We start from the raw sequence: 20,754 nt of genomic DNA on the forward strand, positions 1-20,754 counted from the left end.
CGGGGGCGCCGCCGCTACTTCACTTTCTTGACCGTGTAGGCGAGGACGTCGGAGCGCATGACCTCTCCTGACGCCTTCACCACGGTGACGGTGTGGTCGCCGTTCTTCAGTCCGTCGGCGGTGAAGAGCTCCTGCCCCACGAGACGCGCGTCGGCGTGGGTGTCGACCGTCTGCACGAACGCGCCGTCGACGTAGACGTGTACGAGACCCTGGTCGGGGGCGACCGCACCGATCCACGACACGGCCGTGCCGGTGAACGTGAAGGTGGCGAAGTCTCCGTCGGTGGTGGTCGCGTGCACGTCGTCGTGGTGATCGCCCCGGAACGAGAACTCGAGGCTGATCTGCCCGATCGGCAGTGCCGCGAGGTAGGCCGCCGAGATCGTCACCGAGCTCCCGTCGAGCACGAAGTCCGTGCCCTCGGTCAGCGGCGTGCCGTCATGGCTCACTCCGGTGAGTTCGCTCGGCGCGCGCAGCACGTCGACCGTGAGGTCGGCGGGCGCCGCGCGGTCGAAGGTGGCCGAACCCGTGCTCAAGAGGCTCTCGACGGTGACGTTCAGGCGATCGAGCAGCATGTACGACCCGGAGGTCTTCACGATGCGCAGCGTGTGCGAACCATTGGCCAGCCCCGAGGCGCTGTAGAGGGTCTGCTGCACGCCCCGGCCGGCGCTCGGGTCGAGGTGGGCGTCGACCGTCTGCACCAGGGCGCCGTCGAGGTAGACCTCTGCGGTGCCCTGCGACTCGTGCGTCTCGGTGACGAAGTCGATGCCGGTGCCCTGGAAGACGTACTGGAACGCGTCGCCGTTGGTCTCGGTGTAGTGCACGTCGTCGCCGTGGTCGCCGAGGCCCCGGTTCGTGCTGTGGCTCCAGGAGCCCGAGTAGACGATGCCCGGGTCGTCGTCATCGAGCACGACGCTGCGTCCGTCGCTCGGTGCCGCGGGCTCGCCCTCGCCGGTGGAGGAGTCGATGGTCGCCACGGTGAGCGGCTGGGTGACGGCCGCGACCTGACGGTCGCCGTTGCGCGACCAGTCGCCGTCGTAGGCCACCCGCAGCGAGTCGTCGTTCACGGTGAGCTGCGCGCCCTTCTTCGGCGTCACCTGCAGCAGGCGCACGCCGTGGATCGGGATGTCCTCACCGGTGAACGACGTGTCGAACGAGCCCAGCTTCTTGCCCTGCCAGAGGTCGCGCACCTCCGCCGCTCCGTCGAGCCCGATGTCGCTCCAGTTCGCCGTGATGTCGGCATCGGTGCGGCCGAGGTTGAACAGCGCCACGGTGTAGGTGCCGTCGGCGTTCAGCGCGTACCAGACCTGACGGTTGGTCGCGGTCGACACCGGCTGAGCCGGCGCGCCGTTCTGCTGCACCGCGATCACGTCGCGGTTCGTCAGCAGGCTGAGACCGAAGTCGTCGAGCTGCGTCATGTCGTTGCCGATGTACATCGGTGCGGCCGAGATGGCCCACAGCGTCGTCGCGGTGCGACGCTCGTCGCGGGTCAGCCCGTCCATGTGGCCGTTGCCCACATTGAGCGAGTCGAGGTCGTTCCACCCGCCGGGGCCCGCGTGACGCCACCACTCGGCCATCTTCGGGAAGAGGCGCTCGATGTTCGCCCACTGGGTCAAGGCGTCGCTGCCGCAGTAGCACTCGACGTCCCAGTCCACCCGCCAGCCGTCGGCCTTCTCCTTCCAGTAGTCGGCGTAGGCGATGTCGAGAGCCCATGAGAGCTCGAACCAGATGCCGCGCTCCCGCAGCGCCGTCGACCAGGCGGCCACGTCGTCGCGCGCGTCGAGCGAACCGTCGCTGATGCCGGAGCCCGGGGTGACGCTGTCGAACTTGACGAAATCGACGCCCCACGCCTTGAGCTGGTCGGCGATCGAGTCGATGTAGATCTGGGCGCACGGGTTCGAGAAGTCGATGCGGTAGCCGATGTTCCAGTAGTCCGCCTGCTGAAGGGGCTGTTTCACGATGTCGTGCGTCGTGCATCCGTCGCCGCCGTAGATGGGCAGCGCCGCCTCGTAGGTGTCGGGGCCCATGCCGGGAATGAAGTAGAGACCGAACTTCTGCCCGTTGCCATGAACGTGGTCGATCACGGCCTGGAGCCCATCGGGGTAGAGCGTGGTGCTGGGGGTGGGGCGGCCGTATGCGTCGACACCGCCGTTCCAGCCGGCGTCGACGTTGATGCGGTCGTAGCCGAAGGGCTGCAGCTTCTCGTGCATGGCGTCGGACTGGGCGACGATCTGATCGGCCGTGATCCACTGACCGTCGTCGTTGTAGACCTGTTGGCTGAAGCTGCTCCAGCCCTGATAGGGCTTGGCCGCCAGGTCGCCTTCCTCGAGCGCGGGTTCCGGGGTGGGCGCCTGCTGCGGCGGAGTGGCGGCCGCGGGCGCCTCGGGCGACGCTGTCGGCGACGCGGTCGGTGCCGGCGACACGGTCGGCGTCGGCGACGCGGACGGCGTCGGTGCCGGCGACACGGTCGGCGTCGGCGACGCGGTCGGCGTCGGCGCCGGCGAAGCCGTGGCGGCGCCGGCCGCGCCCAGCAGCAGCGCCCCCACGGCGGCGATCGCCACAGCTGCGGCGGCCCCCCGCCCGTTCGTGAATGTTCTCGTCATTGTTCGTTCCCTCTCCGTTGGGGGTGGGCCGGATCGGCCCGTGGTGTGGTGACGTCAGATGCGGTGCAGTTCCTGTCGAACGACGGCGCGGATGAGCGAGGCGGCGGCCCCGCGCGCCCAGTCGTCGAAGGTGTGCGCGCGGGTGATCAGCACGCAGTCCGCCGCGGCGCCGAAGGCGTGGGCGGTGAACTCCTCCCGGATGCAGCGCTCGTAGAGCTCGAACTCCTGCATGCCCTCGCCCGCCACGAGCACGGTGTCGGGGCCGGTCAGATTGGCGACCACGGCGAGCGCGGCGCCGATCGCCCTGCCGGCCCGGTCGAAGGCCGCGATCGCCGCCTCGTCGCCCGAGCGGGCGAGCCGGGCGGCGTCGCCGATCGTCAGCTGCGGGGCTCCGGCGGCATCCCGCACCGCGCGCAGCACGGCCCCCGACGACGCGACCGCCTCGACACAGCCCCGGCGGCCGCAGACGCAGACGGCCTCCATCGAGGCGAGCGGCAGGTGACCGAGTTCGCCGGCCACGCCGTGCGAACCCGAGACCACGTCGCCGTTGAGGTAGAGGCCGCAGCCGATGCCCGAGCCGATGGTCACGATCGCGAACGAGCCGGAGTCGATGCCGGCTCCGAACCAGTGCTCGGCGATGGTGAGCGCACGCACGTCGTTGTCGATCAGCACCGGCAGGCCCAGTCGGGCCCGCAAGGGCGCCGCCAGGTCGACGCCGTGCCAGCCGAGCAGCGGCGAGTCGCGCACGACGCCCGACGCCGAGTCGACGTCGCCCGACACGGCGACCCCGACCCCCGCGAGCCGGCCCGCGTCGGCGCCGAGCAGGGCGATGAGTTCGGCGGCCACGGCGCAGACCGTGTCGACGACGGTCTCGGGCCGGCTGTCGGCGATGGTGCGGTGCGCCGACCACCTGACCTTCGCCGTCATGCCCGTGGCGACGCCGATCACCTCGTCGACGTTCACCTTGATGCCGAGCACGAGCAGGGCATCCGGCACGACGCGCAGCGGCTGCACCGGTCGGCCCGCGGCCGGTCCGGTCGCCCGCACGGGGCGTTCGGCATCCGCCGTCACGATTCCCTCGGCGAGCAACGGCGCCACGGCCTTCGTCACGGCAGCCTGCGAGAGACCGGTCTGACGGCCGACGTCGATGCGTCCGATCGGGCCGTGGGTGAGGATGCGCGTGAAGATGTCGACCGAGGCCGGCGTGCGCAGCGCGAGCCGCACGCCGGCCTCGGAGTCGGAGATGGTCACCCGGCGAGGATGGTCTTCGACGTCTCGGCCATCTCCGGGAACACGTCGTCGTCGCGCTCGTGCGTGAAGTAGGCCTCGAACAACGGCTGGATGGTCGTTCCCATCTCCGAACCGTTCGCCGACGGGTAGGCCGGGTAGATGCAGCCGTTCTTGGCCGCGTCGACGAACACGCTGAGGTCGACGCCCTTCGCGAGCTGGTCGGCCGCGACGGCGTCCATGGCTCCGGGGATCGAGGGGAAGAACGAGCCGCTCTGCAGCGCCGCCTTGGTCTGGCAGTCCTCGGTGCCCATGTAGGAGATCCACTTCCAGGCGTTCTCCTTGTTCTTCGACCCGGCCCAGATCTCGTTGCCGTTGGAGTTGCTCATCATCGCCCGGGTGGTGCCGTCGGGCCCGAGCACCGTGGGGGCGATGCCCACGTTGACGCCGGGCAGCTGCGCGAAGGTCGTGGCCGACCAGGAGCCGCCCGACGACATCGCCACCTTGCCCGAACCGAGCTGCTCGGTGTCACCGACGGTGAACTCGCCGAGCTTCGGCGCGATACCGCGGTCGCTCAGACTGCGCACCCACTCCATCGACTTCACGAAGTCGGGGTCGTCGTAGCGGAACTCGGTGGCCCAGGCCGCCGGCTCGCCGAGGCGCCATCCGGTGGTCGAGACGAACGGGTTCCAGGTGGTCTGGCCGACGTAGTCCTCCGTGCCCAGGTTGCCCACTCCGTAGGTCGCCACCTTGGTGCCGTCGAAGCCGGGCTCGTCTCCGCGCACCCCGTTCTCGTCGATGGTGAGATGGGTCGCGATGTCGTCGAAGGTTCCGCCGTCTTCGGGGTTCCAGGTCATCGAGGCGATGTCGTCGGCGGTGTAACCCGCAGCGGTCACCATGTCCTCGTTGAAGTAGATGGCGCTGCCCGCCCAGTCCAGCGGCAGCGCGTACTGCTTGCCGTCGGTGTACTGCCAGTTCTTGACGCCCACGTTGAACACGCCGAGGTCGTACCCGCTGTCGGCGATGTAGCCGTCGAGGGGTTCGAGCTGGCCCTGCTTGGCGTAGGCGTCGAAGAACTGCACGCTGTTCTGGAACGCATCCGGTGCGTTGCCGGCCACGAATCCCGCGGTGAGCTTGGTGAAGTAGTCGTCGACGCCGAACTGCGAGATGTTCACGGTGACGCCGGGGTTCTCCTCCTCGAAGCCCGCGATGCACTCCTTGTACGACACCGCCTGCTTCTCGTCCCAGGTCCACCAGTTCACGGTGCCGCCATCGGCGGAGTCTCCCCCGCTTCCCGACGAGCAGGCGGCAAGGGGCAGGGCGACCGCCAGCACGGCGAGCGCGGGGATCAGTTTCTTCGTTCTCATGGTTCCTCTTCGATCATGATCGGATGGTGCGGAAGGGTGCTGCGAGGCAGCGGTCAGGGCCTGCCGAGCACTCGCCGGAGCACGCGCAGCGCTCCGGCGAGATCGGCGGATCCTCCAGCGTCGTGGCCGTTGAACGGCCAGGTGACGATGTGTCGCTCACCGGCCCACGCGTTGTGGGCGGCGAAGACGGTCGACGGCGGGGTGATGTCATCCATCAGGCCGGCCGAGAACCACGCGGGCGCGGTGGCCCGAGTGGCGAGATTGACGGTGTCGACGTAGGCGAGCGTCGCCTGCACCGTGGGTTCGAGGTGCCGCGCCCGCCCGAGCAGGTCGGCGATCTCGCGGTAGGGATGCCGGTCGGTGATGCCGACAGCGCGTGGGAGGTCGCTGAGGAAGGGCGCCTGGGCGAGCACGGCGCGCACGCCACCCGCGAGCACGCCCGCGGCGATGGCCAGAGCCCCGCCCTGACTGTTGCCGGCCACCGCGACCCGTTCCGGGTCGACACCGTCGATGCCCCGCAGGGCGTCGACCGCGCGCACGGCATCGGCGTAGACCCGCCGGTAGTAATAGGTCTCAGGATGGGTGATGCCGCGGGTCAGGAACCCCGACGGGGCCGTGCCGAACCCGGGGTCGATCGTGCCGCCGTCGCCCTGGCCGCGGGTGTCCATCACCAGCTGCGCGAAGCCGGCGCTCGGCAGCAGCAGATCGTCGATCGCGGCTCCCCGGCCCGCGCCGTAGCCGGTGAACTGCACGACGGCGGGCAGAGCCGCAGAGCGCTCCCGCGGCATCCGGAGCCAGGCCCGAACGGGCTGACCGGCGAATCCGGGGTACTCCAGATCGAAGACGTCGATCGAGCGGAGCCCGCAGTCCACCGGGCTGAGCCGCACCTCGCCGCCCGCGTCGCGAGCGGAGGCGATGGTGTCGGCCCAGAACGCGTCGAAGTCGTCGGGCACCGTCGAGCCGCTGCGAACCTCGCGCAGCACCTCGACCGGCGCGTCGACCCACATCAGCGCGCTCCCGCCCGCTCGGCGCCTTCGACGGCGCCTTCGACGGCGACGTCGACATCGACGTCGAAGACGGAGCAGTCCAGCCGGGTCGCGTCGTCGACGAGGTCGAGATGCGCCCGCGTCGCCCCGAACACCACCACGACGGCCCGGGGAGCGTCGGGCGCGAGCCGGCGCACGACCACCTCGACGGGCGCACCGCCCTGCCACCGCAGGTCGACCGCGAGGGCTCCCGGCACCCGGGCGCCCGTCACGGCACCCTCGCGCCAGGCGGCGGGGAGGGCGGGCAGCAGCCGCAGGTCTCCCTCGGCGGTGCCGACGAGCATCTCGCGGATGCCCGCCGTGAACCCGTAGTTGCCGTCGAGCTGGAACGGCGGATGCGTCGAGAACAGGTTCGGCAGCAGTCCGCCCCACTCCGAGCCGTCGACCGGCGCCAGCCGCCGGTGGTCGCGCTCGAACGGCGCGCTCGCTTCCCGCAGGAGCTCGCGGGCCGTCTCACCGTCGCCGAGGCGGGCGCGCAGCGCGATCTTCCACGCCCACGACCAGCCCATCGCGCCGTTGCCCCGGCGGTCGAGAGTCGCCTTCGCCGCGGCGGCCAGCCCGGGGCTGCCGGAGTCGATCGCGCCGAGCGGGTAGACGGTCACCATCTGCGACATGTGCCGGTGGTCGGGATCGACCTCGGTGAGGTCCTCCCCCCATTCACGCAGCCAGCCTCCGGATGCCGCCGCGAAGGGCACGAGCCGCGGCAGCGCCGCCGCGATCTCACCGAGCACCGGGTGGTCGAGGCCGAGCTCGGCGGCGAGGCGCCGCACCCTGATGAACAGGGTGCCGATGAGGACCATGTCCATCGTCGACGATTGCGCGAGCGATTCGGGGTGCCCGTCGGGCCCACGGAAGAGGTTTTCCGGAGACGTCGAGGGCACGGTGCGGAGGCCCCCTGATCCGTCGTCGACGAGCCAGTCGAGCGCGAACTCAGCCGCCTGGGAGAGGATCGGCCACGCCTGCTCGGCGAGATAGGCGCGGTCGCGCGTGTAGTTCCAGTGCTGCCAGACCTGGTCGGTGAGCCAGAGACCGCCCATCATCCAGATCGCCCACGACGGGTTGCCGTGTCCGGCTCCCACGGGCAGTGCCCAGCCCCAGGGGTCGGTGTTGTGGTGCGCCACCCAGCCGCGTGCGCCGTAGAGGCGGGCCGCGACATCCGACCCCGTCTGCTGCAGACGGTCGATGAGGCGCAGCAGCGGCTCGTGGCACTCCGCGAGGGCGGTCGGCTCGGCAGCCCAGTAGTTCATCTGGGTGTTGATGTTGATGGTGTAGTTCGACGACCACGGCGGTCGCAGCTCGTCGTTCCAGATGCCCTGAAGGTTGGCGGGCGGCGAGCCCGGTCGCGACGACGACACGAGCAGGTAGCGGCCGAACTCGTGCAGCACGGTGGCCACGAGCGCGTCGTCGTCACCGCGCAGGATGTCGGTGGCGACGTCGAAGGAGCCGCCTCGCCGTGGACCGATGCGGGTGGTGCTGGCACCGAGCAGGCGGGCGACGTCGGATTCGTGGTCGCCGAGCAGCTGCCCGGCAGGGCGGGAGCGCGCACGTTCGGCGAGGTCGACGACGGAGTCGATCAGGGCGTCACGCCCGCCGGCGCGCGACTCGGCCGGGTCCACCCCGTTCCACCAGGAGCGCGCGGTGGTGTCGGTGCCGACGACCAGAAGCAGCCGGCGGGCGCCGGTGATGCGCAACTCGGCGGAGTCCCCGACATCCGCGCTCCGCACCGTGCCGTCGGTGCTCACCGTGACGGCGATCGCGCCGTAGGCGTCGTAGTCGCCGGATCGCGAGATCGCGTCGTCGTAGAGCAACGGCTGCTCGACGGATTCTTCGTGCAGGGGTGCGCCGTCGACCGGGATGCGCAGGCCGAGCGCGATGGTGTTCCCGTTCGCGCGGGTGCGATCGACCCGGAGCGGTGACGTCAGCGCGAGTCGAAGGTCGAGACGGCCGGGGGCGTCGCTCTCGAGCTGCATCACGACAACACCGTCGACCGCGGTCGCCCAGGTGGTGCGGCGCACGCGCGCTCCGGGCACGCCCCAGGTCTCGGTGGCGACCGCGCGGTCGAGATCGAGCTCACGCGTGTAGCCGGCGGCATCCACCGGTGCGGTGGTCGTCAGCTCGAGATCGGCGAACGGCAGGAACTCCTGGCTCCACGGTCCCTCGAAGCTGTAGAGCAGCTCCTCGGCGGTGCGGTAGTCACCGGCGTCGATGGCCGCCCGCACCTCACCGAGGCGTTCGGGCCCGGCACCGCCGGCGAGCAGGGCGTCGAGCGCTGCCGCCGGCCGGTCGGGGGTGCCCGACCAGGCCGAGGAGTCGTTCAGCTGCAGCCGGGTGCGGGCCGGGTCGCCGAGCAGCATGGCGCCGGTGCGGCCGTTGCCGAGGGGGATGCCCTCGACCCACTCGGCCGCGGGGCTCTGCCAGCGCAGGCGGAGGGTGTCGTCGCTCGTCATTTGAGGCCCGTGAATCCGATCGAGTTCACGATGCGCTTGCCGAACACCATGAAGAGGATGAGCATCGGCAACGCCGCGACCAGGGTGGCGGCCATGAGGCCCGCCCAGTCGGGCGACGCCTGGGGCGACGACTGCTTGAACACGGCGAGAGCGAGCGTGAGGGGCCGTACGCTGTCGTCGCTGGTCACGAGCAGAGGCCAGAAATAGTCGTTCCAGGCCGTGATGAAACCAAGGATCGACAGGGTGATGATGGGCCCCGACGTCATCGGCAGCGTGATCTGGAAAAGCACCCGCAAGCGCCCGGCGCCGTCGATGAGGGCGGCCTCCTCGATCTCCTCACTCAGCCCCAGCATGAACTGGCGCAGGAAGAAGATGTTGAACGCCGAGAACAGCGCGCCCGGCAGAATCATGCCGGCGAAGGTGTTGAGCAGCCCGAGGTCTTTCACCAGCACGAAGTTGGGCAGCAGCGTCAGGATGCCGGGCACCATCAATGCCGCGAGGAACAGCGAGAACATGAGCTCGCGGCCCTTCCAGCGCAGCCGGGAGAACGCGTAGGCCGCCAGTGTCGAGAAGAACACGATGCTCACCGTCGACACGGTCGCGTAGATCACCGAGTTGAGCAGGAAGTGCGCGATCTGAATCGACGCCCCAGACCCGCCCTCGGCCAGCGACTGCTCGGCGCTGGCGATGCCGAGCACCCGGCCGAACGCGCCCCAGGTGAAGTCGACCGGCAGGAACGAGCCGGGGTTCGTGATCAGGGAGTAGTTGTTCGACAGGGCCGTGCGCAGCATCCAGTAGAACGGGAACACCGTCACGACCAGGATGACGATGATGTAGAGCCACGCCACCCCCTTGCCGATGCTGAAGCGGCGAGTGCTCCGCCCGCGGGGCTTGCGGGCGGGCACCGCCTCCGGGCGGCCGAGTGCTGTGCTGACCATCAGTTGGTGTCCGATTCGCTCGCGCGCATCAAGCGCATCTGAAGGAAGGTGATGACGATGAGCATCGCGAACAGCGCGAGTGACATCGTGGCTCCGTAGCCGAAGTCGAACTGCCCGAACGCCTTGTCGTAGATGTACATCTGCAGCACGTTCGACGCATTCGCCGGGCCGCCCTTGGTGGTGACGGCCACGATGTCGAACACCTGGAAGGCTCCGATCACCGTCAGCACGAGCACCATCGCCAGCACGGGCCGCAGCAGGGGCAGCGTGAGCCGGCGGAACATCTGCAGCTCGCTCGCCCCGTCGATCCGGCCCGCCTCGTAGATCGAGGGCGGGATGGTCTGCAGCCCCGCGAACACGATGATCGCGGTGTATCCCATCGACTTCCAGACGCTGATCAGAGCGATCGACGGGATGGCCCAGGCCCGCGACCCGAGGAAGAGGATGGGTTCACCGGTGAGCTGCTCGATGAGCTGGTTGACGATGCCCAGTTGCGAGTCGAGCATCCACGACCAGGTGGTCGCCGCGACGACTCCCGAGATCAGGAACGGCAGGATGATGATGCCCCGGATGACGGTCGACGAGGTGAGGCGGTGCAGCACCACGGCGGTGACGACCGAGAGGCTCATGCCGATGACGACCGACAGCACGACGAAGTACACGGTCACTCCGAGCGATGACCAGAACACCTGGTCGCCGAGCAGACGCTGGAAGTTCTCGAGCCCCGTCCACGTCGGCGGGCTGAGCACTTTGAAGTCGGTGAAGCTCAGGTAGATGCCGCGCAATGTCGGGTACACCGCGAAGACGACGAACCCGATGAGAGCCGGCGCGATGAGCACCCAGGCCAGTCGCGCGTCGTGCCGATGAGCCGGGGCGTGCGCATTGATCGCACCCCGCCGCCGTGCCCGCGGAACAGCTCCCGCCGTCGTGCGTCGTGCTGCCGTTATCGCCATTGATCTGCCAATCCATGCTTGTTCGTGGCTTTCCACGAGTTGCGGAGTCAGGATAAGTTGGAATAATTGATGCTGTCAAATAATTCGATGGAGAAGATTTCAGATGCCCCCTGACACGTCACCCCCGGTCCACCTGCGCGCGTCGGGGGTCTCGCTGGTCGTCGACACGGCCGGCGGCCGGGCCGAGATCCTGCACTGGGGGCGCGACCTCGGCGAGCTCGACGAGCGGGCGCTCGACGCCCTCCGAGCCACCGCCGGAACCGCACGGCTGCACAACGCGCCCGACTCGGCGCGCCGGCTCGACCTGCTCGCCGGCGAATACGGCGACTGGTCGGGCACCCCGGCGCTGAGCGGCCATCGCGACGGGTCGGCCACCACCTCGCGGCCGGTGCTCACGCACAGCCGCCGGAACGGCGACCGCCTGGTGCTGGGCTTCGACGACGCGGTCGCCGACCTCTCGATCGAGGTGACCCTGGGGCTCGCCCCGTCGGGCCTGTTGGCGTGGGAGGCCGTCGTCACGTCGACGGCATCGGCCGATTCCGCGCCGTTCGACCTCGGCTCCCTGGTCGCCCTGATGCCCGTGCCCGCCCGCGCCGAGCAGCTGCTCGACTTCACCGGCAAGTGGAGCCGCGAGCGCGAGCCCCAGCGGTCGACGATCACCGACGGCGTGCACGCCCGCTACGGGCGGCGCGGAAAGCCGGGCGTCGACTCGCCCTATCTGCTGGTCACGGGAACGCCCGGGTTCGCCGCCCGGCAGGGAGAGGTGTGGGCCATGCACGTGGCCTGGAGCGGCGACCAGCAGTGGTGGGTCGAACGACTGCCCGAGGGCGCGGGTTCGTTCTCGGCGGTTCTCGGCGGCGGTGAGCTGCTGCGAGCGGGTGAGGTGCGGTTGCGCACCGGCGAGAGCTACCGCACCCCCACGGTCGTCTACGGCTACTCCGACACCGGCCTCGACGGGCTCGCCGACCGGTTCCACGACCACGTGCGCGCCGACCGCCGCCGGCCCGGCCCGCAGCCGCTCGTGCTCAACACTTGGGAGGCCGTGTACTTCGATCACGACCTGCCCCGGCTTCTCGAGCTGGTCGAGCGCGCGGCGGGAATCGGGGTGGAACGCATCGTGCTCGACGACGGCTGGTTCCGGGGCAGACGGAGCGACCGGGCCGGTCTCGGCGACTGGCAGATCGACCACGAGGTGTGGCCTAGCGGCCTCGAGCCGTTCGTCGACGCGGTGAGACGGCACGGCATGGAGTTCGGGCTGTGGTTCGAACCCGAGATGGTCAACCTCGACTCCGAGCTCGCCCGCGCCCACCCCGAGTGGGTGCTCGGCCCCACCGATGGCCTCGGGTCGGCGAGCCGCCATCAGTACGTTCTCGACCTCGCGCATCCGGAGGCCTTCGAGCATCTGCTCGAGAGCATGTCGGAACTCGTGCAGCGCTACTCGATCGACTTCCTCAAGTGGGATCACAACCGCGACCTCAGCGAGGCCGTGCGTCGTGCCGGCGGAGGGGCCCCGGCGGTGCACGTTCAGACGCTCGCGTTCTACGACCTCCTCGACGAGTTGCGCCGCCGCTTTCCGCGACTCGAGATCGAGACCTGCGCCTCCGGCGGAGGCCGCATCGATCTCGGCGTGATCGAGCGCACCGACCGGGTGTGGACGAGCGACTGCAACGATCCGCTCGAGCGCCAGCGCATCCAGCGCTGGACGGAGCTGCTCCTGCCGCCGGAGCTCCTCGGGTCGCACGTCGGCGCGCCGCGGTCGCACACCACGCATCGGTGGTCGGATCAGTCGTTCCGGCTCGCCACGACGCTGTTCGCGTCGGCGGGCATCGAGTGGGACATCACCTCGTGCACGCCCGAGGAGCTCGAGGCCCTCGCGCGCTGGGCAGGCTTGTACAAGCAGATGCGCGGCCTGGTCGCCTCGGGCCGTCGCGTGCATGCCGACCTCGCCGACCCCGAGACCCTGCTGCACGGCAGTGTGGCCGCCGACGGCTCGCGCGCCCTCTTCGCCTGGGTGCGACTGGGTACGTCGCCCGCCGGGCAATCCGGCCGGGTTCCGTTCCCCGGGCTCGACGAGAGCGCGCACTACCGCGTCTCCGTGCGCTCCGAGCTGGGGGCGGTCTCGCTCCACCAGGGCGAAGGACCGCAGTGGTTCGATCGCGCGCGGGCCGAGCCCGAGGTGCTGCCGGGCGCCGTCCTGGCGGTCACCGGTGTGCCGCTGCCCACGCTCGACCCCGGCCAGGCCCTCATTCTCGACCTGCAGCGGGTCGGCGGCGAGGCGGATGCGGATGCGTGACACGCGCCGCCTCACGCGCACCGGCCGCCCGCCGTGCAGAATGGGTGACACGCGCGACGGGGCTGCACCGGCACGCGGGGCGAAGGGCGGGCACGGTGGACGCGACGACGGCGAGTGATCCGGCCGCGGTCTTCGCCGTGCTGCGGTCGGCGTCGCCGGCGGCGGTCGATGTCTTCGTGCACCTGCTGACCCGTGGGCCGACCGCGCGCATCGACGTGGCGCGGGCGACCGGCCTCTCGCAGGCTGCCGTCACCAAGGCCGTCGCCCCCCTCGTCGCCGCCGGCCTGGTGCGCGGCGGCGGCGCTCCCGCGCCCGGTGGCCCGCCCGGCCGACCCGCGAGCCCGGTGCGGGTCGACCCGGAGGCGGTGCTCGCCATCGGCGTCAAGGTGAACCCCGACGAGGTGATCGGGGTGGTGACCGACCTGCAGTCGGGCATCGTGCACTCGGCGCGTCAAGACGTCGACGACCCCACTCCGGAGCGGGTGACCGAGGCGGTCGCCCTCGTCGTCTCCCGACTGGAAGAGCTGCTCGGCGATCGCTCCGACCGGGTCGCCGCGGTGTGCGCCGCCGTGTCGGGCGACGTCGACACCGCGAGCGGCACCGTGCGCGAGTCGGCGCTGCTCGGCTGGACCGACGTTCCCCTGGGCGCGCTCCTGACCGAGGCCCTCGGCCGCGACGTGCTGATCGAGAACGACGTGCGGGCGCTCACCATCGCCGAGCACTGGTTCGGCGTGGGGGTGGGCACCGGCTCCTTCGCCATCGTGACGATCGGCAGCGGAATCGGCTGCGGTCTGCACGTGAACGGTCAGGTCGTCGAGGGCGCATTCGGCGTGGCCGGCGAGATCGGGCACCTGCCGCTGACGTCGCAGGAGCACGTGTGCACCTGCGGCCGGCGCGGCTGCGTCGAGGCGGTGGCGTCGTCGTCGGCCATCGTGCGGCAGATCTCGAGCGCACGCGGAGCCGAGGTCACGATGGCCGAGGCGGTCACCCTCGCCCATGCCGGCGATGCCGCCGCTGCCGCGGTGTTCGACCTGGCCGGCACGGTGATCGGAACCGCCATCGCCACCGTGGCGAATCTCACCGGGCCCGAGATCGTGCTGATCACGGGCGAGGGCGTGTCGGACTACGAGTTGTTCGACGACCGCCTGCGGGCGGCCTTCGCGGCCCACGCCTTCGGGGCGGCGGGCGAGTGCCGCATCGTGCTGCGGCCGCACTCCTTCGACGACTGGGCGCGCGGCGCCGCGGCGGCCGCCTTGCGCGCCGTGGTGCTGCAACGGATGGTCGGCGGCTCGGCGGCCTCGCACCTTCTGCGGGCGCAGCCTCAGGAGTAGATGCCGAGCACCCGCTCGAGCGACAGGTCGAGATGCTCGCGCATCGCCGCCGCGGCGCCGGTGTCGTCGCCCGCGTCGATCGCCGCCACGATGGCGGCGTGCTCGTCGACCGTGTGGTGGCCGTAGGTTCCCGAATACGACAACCGGAAGATGTGCAGGTGGCAGTGCGTGCGGGCATAGGTGCGGGCGATGAGCGAGTTGCCCGCCCCTTCGAAGACGATGCCGTGCAAGCGCTCGTCGTGAGCGGCGAGTTCGATCGCGGGCAGTGGCGCGGGCCGCGAGCTCATCGTCGCGAGCTCCGCATCGAGCGCCTGGCGCAGGGCCGCATCGTGCCGGCGGGCCGCTTTGGCGGCGGCATCCGGTTCGAGCAGACGACGCAACTCGTAGAGCTCGACGAGCTCCTCGCGGGTCAGCAACTCGGTGGTGCGGTAACCGCGAAGTGGCACCTTGAGCACGAGGCCCTCCGATTCGAGGCCCGCCAGAGCCTCGCGAACCGGCGTGGGCGACACCGACAGCCGCCGGGCGGCATCCTCGATGTTGATGCGCTCCCCGGGCGGGATGGCGCCCGACATGATCAGCGCCCTGAGGCTCGCATAGGCCTCGGTCGGCCGGGGCGCTGCGGTCGCGGCCGGATCGAGGGCTGTGAGGAAGGTTCCTTCGAGCACGTGTCGCCTTTCGATTGACACGACCCAATCTATCGTGCACCATGGCAGAAATCCTATAGGGAAATCCAATAGGATTCCTGGACACCGATGGAGGCTCAACGATGAGACGCAGCACCACCCTTACCCTGGCAGTCGCGGCGGTCGCCGTCGGCGCCGTTCTGCTGAGCGGCTGCACCCCGCAGTCCGAGACCGCGCAGGGCGGCGAGGCCACCGGCCTCGACAGCGTGCAGGTCGCCCTCGTTCCCGGCGGGCCGCACCCCTACTTCCAGCCCTGGATCGCAGCCGGGGAGGCCGCGAAGACCGACTTCGGTCTCGGCGGAACCACCTTCAACGAGACGGCGGCGTGGGACCAGACGAAGCAGAACGACGTGATCAACTCGCTCGTGGCCAACGGCTACAACGCCTTCGGGGTGTTCGGCGTGAGCCCCACCGACATCAACTCCACCTTCGACAACCTCAAGCAGAGCGGCATCGCCACCGCCGCTCTCGGATCCTGCCCGGCAGGCGACACCAACGACGCCGACTTCTGCCTCTCGACCGACACCGAGACCGCGGCGTACAAGGCAGCGCAGGCCACGATCGAGGCGATGGGGGGCACGGGCGTGCTCGCCCACCTCACCGGCGTCAACGTCGACTCCAACACCCAGCGCCGCATCGCGGGGGTGAAGAAGGCGGTCGACGAGACCAACGGCGCCGTCACCCTCCTGCCGGACGTGACTGACATCGACACCGACCTCACCACCGCCCAGAAGGCCGTGGCCGACCTGCTCGCCTCGCAGGGCAGCGAGATCACGGGAATCGTGTCGACCGCCTACAACCCCGCCGTCGCTGCGGCCACCGCGGTCAAGGAGTCCGGCCTGCCGATCAAGCTCGTCGCCATCGACGACGACGAGACCATCCTCGCCGCCATCGAAGACGGCTCGGTCTATGCGACCATCGCACAGAACCCGACCGCGCAGGCCTACGTCGGCAGCTACGCCCTCGCGAAGCTGGCGAGCAAGGAGTGCACCATGGCCGAGCCCGGCGCCATCATCGACTCCGGCTCCTTCGTCGTGACGAAAGACAACGTGGCCACCTACGACGACGAGCGCGTCGCGGCCGGCGACCAGCTGATGAAGGACTTCGACTCCGAATACCTCAGCTGCTGATGCCGGTCATCACCAACGCCCGTGCCTACCTGGTCGATCTCGAAGTCGAGACCGTGCGAACGGATGCCGTGCAGAGCTTCCTGAAGCAGGAGACGATCTTCGTCGAGATCACCACCGACGACGGACTCACCGGCACCGGGTACTCCTACACCATCGGCACCGGAGGCCTCGCGGTTCTCGCGATGTTGCGCGAGCACCTGCTCGCGCAGCTGACCGGCCTCGACGCCGAGCTGATCGAGGCGAACTGGATGACGCTGTTCGCCTCCACGAGGGCCACCACCACCGGCGCGATCACCTCGCTCGCCCTTGCCGCGGTCGACACCGCGCTCTGGGATCTCAAGGCCCTCCGCGCATCCGCTCCGCTGTGGAAGGTCGCGGGCGGCTACCGCCGCGAGGTGCCGCTCTACGACACGGAGGGCGGATGGCTGCACCTTTCGACCGACGAGATCGTCGCGGGCGCGCTGGCATCCCAGGCCGCCGGCTGGGCCGGGCTGAAGATCAAGGTCGGCAGTCCCCATCTCGTCGACGACGTCGAACGCCTCGCGGCGGTGCGAGCGGCGGTCGGCGACCGGATGCACATAATGGTCGACGCGAACCAGTCGATGACCGGCGCCGAGGCGATCCGGCGTGCCAAGGCCTTCGAGCCCTTCGACCTGTTCTGGTTCGAGGAGCCGCTGCCGGCCGATGACGTCGCCGGCCACAGCCGTCTCGCCGAGGCCACCTCCATCCCGGTCGCGGTCGGCGAGTCGATGTACTCGGTCGCCCAGTTCCGCGAATACCTGCAGCGCGGAGCCGCCGGAATCGTGCAGGTCGACGTCGCCCGCATCGGAGGCATCACCCCGTGGCTGAAGGTGGCGCATCTGGCCGAGAGCTTCAACGTGGCCGTGTGCCCGCACTTCTTGATGGAACTGCACGTGAGCCTGACCGCCGCCGTGCCCAACGGCCGCTACGTCGAGCACATCCCGCAGTTGCGCGCGATCACCACGGCCGAAATGACGATCGCCGACGGTCACGCCCTCGCCCCCGACGTCCCGGGGCTCGGCATCGCCTGGAACCGCGACGCGATCGACGACCGGGTGGTCGCGTGAGGTCCGCCATCCGGGCTCAGCTCACGACTCCGAGGTTCCTCCTCTTCGTCATCATCGTCGTGCTCGTGGCGGTGATCGTCGCCCTGAAGCCCTCGTTCCTCAACGGCGCCTTCGTGCTCGCGCCGCTCATCACGAGCATCGCGATCTTCACCGTGGTGGGCCTCGCGCAGATGGTGGTGCTCTCGATCGGGCACATGAACATCGCGGTGGGCAACATGGCGGCATTCGGCGCCATGATCTCGGGCATCTCGTTCGACCTCTTCGGCCTGCCGCTGGTGGCCGGCATCGCCGCCGGCCTCGTGGGCGGCGGGCTGATCGGCGCTCTCACCGGCTGGATCATCGCCCGCACGGGCGTCAACTCCTTCATCGTGACGCTCGCGATGAGTTTCGCCCTGCTGGGTCTCGTGCCGACGGTGTACTCGGCCCTCAGCACGGGCTCGGCGTTCGTCGTGAAGCCCGCCGGCTTCGACGCGCTCGGGCGTGACTCCTTCGCCGACGTCTGTCAGTTCGGCTACTGCGGGCCGGCCGCGATCCCGGTGATGGTGGTGCCCGTCATCGTCGTCATGGTGCTCGTCGCCGTGCTCTACACGAAGACGAGGGTCGGCCGCGAGCTGCTGCTGACCGGCAGCAGCGTCAAAGCGGCCGAGTTCTCGGGCATCCCCACGTCGCGCCGCATCGTTCTGGCGCACACCCTCTCGGGCGTGCTCGCCGCCTTGGCCGGCATCCTGCTCGCCACCAGCATCGGCTCGTTCACGCCCTCGATCGGCGACGAGTTCATGCTGCAGTCGTTCGTCGGCCCCATCCTCGGCGGCACGCTGCTCGCGGGCGGTTACGTCTCGGTGACCGGCACCCTTCTGGGCATCACGCTCACCCTGGTCATCCGCAAGGGACTCGAGCTGTTCGGCGTGGGCATCGAGACCCTCAACGTGCTGCTCGGCGTCATCCTGCTGATCGCCCTGTCGGCCGACCGGGTGCGCGAGATCCGCCTGCGCAAGGGGCGCACCCCGGATGCCTCGGCACCGCCGCCATCGGATCCCGCCCGCAGCGCCGACCGCTCCACCGAGGAGGTGCCCGCGTGAAGCGCTCGATCGCCTCCGTGCTGCGCTCGCAGAGCACGACCCTCGTGGCCATCATCGTCGTCGGCACGGTGCTGCTCGGCATCGCGTCGAGCGGCAACTTCTTCTCGCCCATCCCGTTCCGCACGTTCTTCCAGTTCCTGGCCGTGCCGATCCTGATCGGCCTCGCCCAGATGATCACGGTGGCGGTCGGCCAGCTGAACCTGGCCGTCGGCGCCATCGGCGGGGTGGCCGCGGCGCTGTCGGCGGTGATGATGGCGGATGCCGGCGTGCCCGTCTGGCTCGGGGCGGTCGTCCCGCTGGTCGTCGGCACACTGGCCGGGCTCGTGAACGGCTGGCTCGTGGTGCTCACCCGCATCAACGGATTCATCGTGACGCTCGCGACCATGACCATCCTGCTCGGCGCGCAGTACGCCCTCGTCAGCACCCGCACGGTGTCGGCCGCGAACTGGGCGCCGCTCGCCGACATCGGCAAGGCGACCGTGTTCGGCCTGCCGGTCATCTTCCTCGTCTCGGTGGTCGTCGCCATCCTGGTGGCGCTGGCGTTCCGCTACACCGTCACCGGCCGCAGCCTGCTGGCCAGCGGCGACAACCCCGAAGCCGCGCGGCTGGCGGGCATCTCGAACGATCGCAGCGTGATCGTGGCGCACGCGGCATCCGGTCTGCTCTGCGGGGTCGCGGCTCTGGTGAGCATCGCCTCGTTGCCGGGCATCAACCAGAGCGTCGGCGGCGACTGGCTGCTGCCGAGCTTCGCCGCCCCGATCATCGGCGGCGTCGCCCTCACCGGCGGTTCGGTCGCCGTGCTCGGCACGGTGCTCGCCGCCACCGTGGTGCGCCTGGTCGACACGGCTCGGGCCGAGTTCCAGCTCGCTCCCGCCTGGGTCAACTTCGTCATCGGCGCGGTCGTGCTCGGCACCGTGGCGCTCGGGCGGGTGCGACAGGTTCGCCAGGAGCGCCGGCTCGGCGCCGAGCGCGCCCGCGAGGCATCGTCGACCGCGATCTTGGAGAAGACACGATGAACCCCGAACCCCCGACCGGCACTCCCCGTGCGACTGCGACCCTCGAGGCCCTGCACATCACGAAGACCTTCCCCGGTGTGAAGGCGCTCGACGACGTGTCGATCCGTCTGGCACCGGGCAGCGTGCACGCTCTGCTGGGTGAGAACGGCGCCGGCAAATCGACGCTGATCAAGGCGCTCACCGGCGTGCACCAGCCCGACAGCGGCAGCATCGTGGTCGGCGGCGCCGAACGGCGGCTCTCCGACCCGTCGGCGGCTCGGGATGCCGGCATCGGCGTGGTGCACCAGGAGCGCAACGTCATCCGCGGGTTCACCGTGGGCGAGAACATCGTGATGGGGCGCATGCCGCGCCGGGCGGGCCGCATCGACTGGGCCGGAGTGACCCGCGAGGCCCGGCGATGCCTCGAGCTGCTCGACCTCGAGCTCGACCCGTCGACGCCGATCGTCGACCTCTCGTCGGCGCAGATGCAGCTGGTCGAGATCGCCCGCGCGCTCTACACCGAGACGACGGTGCTGCTGCTCGACGAACCGACGGCCTCGATCAGCGCTGCGGAGTCGGATCGCCTCTTCCGGGTCGTCGACCGCCTGCGCGACGAGGGCACCGCCATCCTGTTCGTCAGCCACAAGCTCGAGGAGGTCTACGCGCACTGCGACACGGTCACGGTGCTGCGCGACGGACACTCCGTGCTGGAGTCGGAACCCTTGTCGGCGCACTCGCACGACGAGATCGTCGACACCATGGTCGGCCGCGCGCTCGGCTCGCTGACCGTGCCCGACCGGCGGGCGCGGCCGGTGGCAGCACCCGCGCTCAGCCTCGTCGACGTCACCACGACCGCCGGCCATCACGGGGTCGGTCTCGAGGTGCGGCCGGGTGAGATCCTCGGCCTCTACGGGCTGGTCGGCGCGGGCCGCACCGAACTCGCCCACGCCATCGTGGGCCTCGAGCGCATCACCGCCGGAGAGCTGAGGGTGAACGGCGAGCCCGTGCGCATCCGTTCGTTGCGGGAGGCCCTGCATCGCTATCGGGTCGGCTACGTCACCGAGAACCGCAAGGAGGAAGGCGTCTTCCTCGAGCAGAGCATCACCCGCAACATCGCCGTGACCGTGTGGTCGAAGCTGCAGCGCGGACCCGGGTTCATCAGTGCGAAGAAGGAGCGCGACCTGGTGGCGGGTTACGTGAGCGATCTCGACATCCGCATCTCGTCGCAGAGCCAACTAACCGGCCGGCTCTCGGGCGGCAACCAGCAGAAGGTGTCGCTCGCCAAGTGGCTCGCGGCCGAGCCCGAGATCCTGATCATCGACGAGCCGACCGTGGGCATCGACCTGCGCACCAAGCGATCGTTCTACGAACTGATCTGGAAGCTGGCCGACGAGGGCATGGCCATTCTGCTCATCTCGAGCGACCTGGCCGAGATGATCACGCTGGCCGACCGGATCGCCGTGATGGACCGGTTCGTGATCAACGGCGAGCTCGAGAACAGCCACGACTACGACTCGATGAGCCGCGACGTCATCCACCTCATCCACTCGGGGGCGGAGGTCGCGCGGTGAGCGGCG

The 20,754-nt window shown here is 70.1% G+C and carries 15 protein-coding genes; 7 read left to right on the forward strand and 8 right to left on the reverse strand.

Translation table 11 applies throughout. The annotated features are described in order from the left end of the window. Positions 1-14: 14 nt before the first annotated feature. Genes N1032_RS16115 through N1032_RS16145 form a run of 7 tightly spaced genes read right to left on the reverse strand, consistent with a single transcriptional unit; the run spans position 15 to position 10,578 of the window. Entirely contained in the window at positions 15-2,600 is a 2,586-nt protein-coding gene (locus N1032_RS16115) for a X2-like carbohydrate binding domain-containing protein (RefSeq protein WP_310795956.1), read from the reverse strand. A 54-nt stretch (positions 2,601-2,654) separates the two neighbouring features. After that, positions 2,655-3,851 (reverse strand): ROK family protein, encoded by a 1,197-nt coding sequence (locus tag N1032_RS16120; protein WP_259540203.1) that lies wholly within the window; start codon positions 3,849-3,851, stop codon positions 2,655-2,657. Next, positions 3,848-5,194, reverse strand: a complete 1,347-nt coding sequence (locus N1032_RS16125) for an ABC transporter substrate-binding protein (protein ID WP_259540204.1) — start codon at positions 5,192-5,194, stop codon at positions 3,848-3,850. The genes N1032_RS16120 and N1032_RS16125 overlap by 4 nt, the downstream gene beginning before the upstream one ends. A gap of 53 nt (positions 5,195-5,247) precedes the next feature. Next, a complete protein-coding gene (locus N1032_RS16130; RefSeq protein WP_259540205.1) occupies positions 5,248-6,201 on the reverse strand; it encodes an acetylxylan esterase in 954 nt (317 codons plus the stop codon). Further along, on the reverse strand, positions 6,201-8,687 hold the full coding sequence (locus N1032_RS16135; protein WP_259540206.1) for a glycoside hydrolase family 95 protein: 2,487 nt from the start codon (positions 8,685-8,687) through the stop codon (positions 6,201-6,203). The genes N1032_RS16130 and N1032_RS16135 overlap by 1 nt, the downstream gene beginning before the upstream one ends. Then, positions 8,684-9,625, reverse strand: coding sequence for a carbohydrate ABC transporter permease (locus N1032_RS16140; RefSeq protein ID WP_259540207.1), 942 nt, complete (start codon positions 9,623-9,625; stop codon positions 8,684-8,686). The genes N1032_RS16135 and N1032_RS16140 overlap by 4 nt, the downstream gene beginning before the upstream one ends. After that, on the reverse strand, positions 9,625-10,578 hold the full coding sequence (locus N1032_RS16145; RefSeq protein WP_259540208.1) for a carbohydrate ABC transporter permease: 954 nt from the start codon (positions 10,576-10,578) through the stop codon (positions 9,625-9,627). Before N1032_RS16145 ends, N1032_RS16140 begins: the two co-directional genes overlap by 1 nt. Before the next feature lie 103 nt (positions 10,579-10,681). Here N1032_RS16145 and N1032_RS16150 point away from each other — a divergent pair, with 103 nt between their 5' ends. Beyond that, positions 10,682-12,871 (forward strand): alpha-galactosidase, encoded by a 2,190-nt coding sequence (locus N1032_RS16150; protein ID WP_259540209.1) that lies wholly within the window; start codon positions 10,682-10,684, stop codon positions 12,869-12,871. After that, positions 12,868-14,202 (forward strand): ROK family transcriptional regulator, encoded by a 1,335-nt coding sequence (locus tag N1032_RS16155; RefSeq protein ID WP_259540210.1) that lies wholly within the window; start codon positions 12,868-12,870, stop codon positions 14,200-14,202. Before N1032_RS16150 ends, N1032_RS16155 begins: the two co-directional genes overlap by 4 nt. On the opposite strand, the gene N1032_RS16160 is transcribed toward N1032_RS16155, so the two are convergent. Then, positions 14,193-14,867 (reverse strand): GntR family transcriptional regulator, encoded by a 675-nt coding sequence (locus N1032_RS16160; protein WP_259540211.1) that lies wholly within the window; start codon positions 14,865-14,867, stop codon positions 14,193-14,195. The genes N1032_RS16155 and N1032_RS16160 overlap by 10 nt on opposite strands. A gap of 101 nt (positions 14,868-14,968) precedes the next feature. Here N1032_RS16160 and N1032_RS16165 point away from each other — a divergent pair, with 101 nt between their 5' ends. Genes N1032_RS16165 through N1032_RS16185 form a run of 5 tightly spaced genes read left to right on the forward strand, consistent with a single transcriptional unit; the run spans position 14,969 to position 20,748 of the window. After that, positions 14,969-16,015, forward strand: coding sequence for a sugar ABC transporter substrate-binding protein (locus N1032_RS16165; protein ID WP_259540212.1), 1,047 nt, complete (start codon positions 14,969-14,971; stop codon positions 16,013-16,015). Continuing rightward, positions 16,015-17,103 (forward strand): mandelate racemase/muconate lactonizing enzyme family protein, encoded by a 1,089-nt coding sequence (locus N1032_RS16170; protein ID WP_259540213.1) that lies wholly within the window; start codon positions 16,015-16,017, stop codon positions 17,101-17,103. Before N1032_RS16165 ends, N1032_RS16170 begins: the two co-directional genes overlap by 1 nt. Next, positions 17,100-18,182, forward strand: coding sequence for an ABC transporter permease (locus N1032_RS16175; RefSeq protein WP_259540214.1), 1,083 nt, complete (start codon positions 17,100-17,102; stop codon positions 18,180-18,182). The genes N1032_RS16170 and N1032_RS16175 overlap by 4 nt, the downstream gene beginning before the upstream one ends. Next, the gene (locus N1032_RS16180; RefSeq protein WP_259540215.1) at positions 18,179-19,198 is read left to right on the forward strand and encodes an ABC transporter permease; all 1,020 of its coding nucleotides are present in this window, start codon (positions 18,179-18,181) and stop codon (positions 19,196-19,198) included. The genes N1032_RS16175 and N1032_RS16180 overlap by 4 nt, the downstream gene beginning before the upstream one ends. Beyond that, a complete protein-coding gene (locus N1032_RS16185) occupies positions 19,195-20,748 on the forward strand; it encodes a sugar ABC transporter ATP-binding protein (RefSeq protein ID WP_259540216.1) in 1,554 nt (517 codons plus the stop codon). Before N1032_RS16180 ends, N1032_RS16185 begins: the two co-directional genes overlap by 4 nt. Positions 20,749-20,754 lie beyond the last annotated feature (6 nt).

This window comes from Herbiconiux daphne (assembly GCF_024979295.1).
Lineage (GTDB): Bacteria > Actinomycetota > Actinomycetes > Actinomycetales > Microbacteriaceae > Herbiconiux > Herbiconiux daphnes.

Bases quoted from the DNA above. Each gene is read 5' to 3' on its own strand.
- N1032_RS16145 (WP_259540208.1), bottom strand. From the start codon at position 10,578: ATGGCGATAACGGCAGCACGACGCACGACGGCGGGAGCTGTTCCGCGG.
- N1032_RS16125 (WP_259540204.1), bottom strand. From the start codon at position 5,194: ATGAGAACGAAGAAACTGATCCCCGCGCTCGCCGTGCTGGCGGTCGCC.
- N1032_RS16115 (WP_310795956.1), bottom strand. From the start codon at position 2,600: ATGACGAGAACATTCACGAACGGGCGGGGGGCCGCCGCAGCTGTGGCG.
- N1032_RS16170 (WP_259540213.1), top strand. From the start codon at position 16,015: ATGCCGGTCATCACCAACGCCCGTGCCTACCTGGTCGATCTCGAAGTC.
- N1032_RS16185 (WP_259540216.1), top strand. From the start codon at position 19,195: ATGAACCCCGAACCCCCGACCGGCACTCCCCGTGCGACTGCGACCCTC.
- N1032_RS16130 (WP_259540205.1), bottom strand. From the start codon at position 6,201: ATGTGGGTCGACGCGCCGGTCGAGGTGCTGCGCGAGGTTCGCAGCGGC.
- N1032_RS16140 (WP_259540207.1), bottom strand. From the start codon at position 9,625: ATGGTCAGCACAGCACTCGGCCGCCCGGAGGCGGTGCCCGCCCGCAAG.
- N1032_RS16165 (WP_259540212.1), top strand. From the start codon at position 14,969: ATGAGACGCAGCACCACCCTTACCCTGGCAGTCGCGGCGGTCGCCGTC.
- N1032_RS16150 (WP_259540209.1), top strand. From the start codon at position 10,682: ATGCCCCCTGACACGTCACCCCCGGTCCACCTGCGCGCGTCGGGGGTC.
- N1032_RS16135 (WP_259540206.1), bottom strand. From the start codon at position 8,687: ATGACGAGCGACGACACCCTCCGCCTGCGCTGGCAGAGCCCCGCGGCC.